Annotated in this window: 1 protein-coding gene and 1 pseudogene; one reads left to right on the forward strand and one right to left on the reverse strand. The window is 68.4% G+C overall.

Annotated features, from left to right (window positions below; all coding sequences use genetic code 11):
* Positions 1 to 42 precede the first annotated feature (42 nt).
* A complete protein-coding gene (locus FXF52_RS40955; protein WP_148805009.1) occupies positions 43 to 705 on the reverse strand; it encodes a Type 1 glutamine amidotransferase-like domain-containing protein in 663 nt (220 codons plus the stop codon).
* A 752-nt stretch (positions 706 to 1457) separates the two neighbouring features.
* Between FXF52_RS40955 and FXF52_RS40960 the strand changes: the two are divergent.
* Positions 1458 to 1757, forward strand: a pseudogene (locus tag FXF52_RS40960) (hypothetical protein); the annotation flags it as partial.

Below are 1757 nucleotides of genomic sequence, written 5' to 3' on the forward strand. Positions count from 1 at the left end.
GACGGGTCACGTCAACGACGCGACGTCACGGATGCCGGACGGCTATGACCCGAACTTCTTCCATTGCCCTTCGGAGACCACCTCGATGGAGCCGTCGACGACCTTGATGGCCGTCTGTTCGTCGATGGCGTAGGCCGGGACACCGATTTCGGCGGCCCACCGCTCTGCGTCGGCCAGGGTGTTTGTTGGAAAAAAGTCCAGGTGCGGGAAGATCGAGAAGTCGACGACTCCCGGGGTGCGGTCGTCCGGCGCGGACGGCCATTCGACGAAGTACGTTCCGATCCGGGGCGTCATCACCATGCTTCCCGCACTCACTCCCACCCAGACGATCTCGGGCAGCGATGGCAGCAGATCGGCCAGCCCGGACTCCCGTATCCAGTGGCACAGGTACGTCGCGTCGCCGCCGTCGACCAGGAGCACGTCGGCCTCCCGGACCCAGGGGACCCATCGCTCCGCACCGATGGTGGGCAGTGCGGTGAGCTCGAGGACACCGAGTGACGCCCAACCCAGGCCGGACAGGTACTGAAACGTGGGCTCGGCGGCTACGAAGCCCCGCACCGATTTCGGACCGCACATCGGGTGGCCCCACTGCGCTGTCGGGACGCAGAGGGCGTGGCACTCGGCGATCGGCTTGCCGAGGAGCTGCACGAGCGCCGAGTGGATGCTTGGGTTCGTGACGCCGCCTGACGTAAGCAAGAGCTTCAAGGTGCCTCCAAATTCGCGCGCGGAAGGTGGATGTGCCTGAAGACCCCGGACCGTGCTGGAACTCACCGGAGGTCGGTCAACCTCTTCAGAGGTCCTTCAGGTCGCCGGGTGCGATTGCCCACTATCCTCCACCCGGTCCTACCCCGCACACCCGACCGACGCACGCAGGATGCGCATGTCGCGGCGACCGCTCATCGAGACTTCGCCCAATCACTCCTGGAGCATGCCGACATCTTCGCCGCACCTCCGCATTAGCTGGATCAAGCCGTCCCCGCAACGATGGCGCGCCGTCATCGGCGATCGAGTGCTCGCGATCCTGCACAGGGCCAGCTCCAGAGTCGCCCTGTGTCGCTGAGGGCTACCCAGATCGATCGCACTTGACGGATCGCCGCGCCGCTTGCTGGCCTCTGCGGGTGCCTCTGGCAGGGCTCGCGGTCGGGCGGTGCCAGCGTCTGCCGCCGGCGCTGGCCGCGCTCGTTCCGCTGACCGTAGATGGCCTTTGTCGCGGCCGACAGCGTCGCTGCCGACAGCGCGTGGACCGGGAGTGGTGCCAGCACCACCGGCGATGCGGGAGCCAGCACCGCTGACCCGACGGCCGAGACGACGCAGAGTTCTTTGCATCCGGGTTCGTCCCGTCACGAGCGGCACTGCCAGCTCGGCCGCGAGACCCGGGCCGACCGGGGCCGGGTGGGTGAGCGCCGGACGCCCTTGGTCAACGGGACCAGCTGATTCGAGCAGGCAGGGGAAGCGACATGCCCACGACGACCAACAACTCCGCGCCTACGACCGGCGTACCGCCCGGGCTCCCGGCCGGTCGTAGCCGCGGGCGGCGGCAACTGCGCTGGGCGGTGCCGCTGCTCCTGGCGGCGGTTGCGTTCGTCGGGTACGCGCTGCCGCCCTATGTGACGCTGGACCCGAGCCGGTCCCGGCTGCCTGTCCCGCAGGACTACCCGCAGTACTACCCGCTGCTGGTGGCGCACATCCTGTTCGGCTCGGTGGCACTGCTCGCCGGCTGTTTCCAGGTCTGGCCATGGTTCCGCCGCCGCTACCCC

This window comes from Micromonospora sp. MP36, from assembly GCF_008119785.1.
Classification (GTDB): domain Bacteria; phylum Actinomycetota; class Actinomycetes; order Mycobacteriales; family Micromonosporaceae; genus Micromonospora.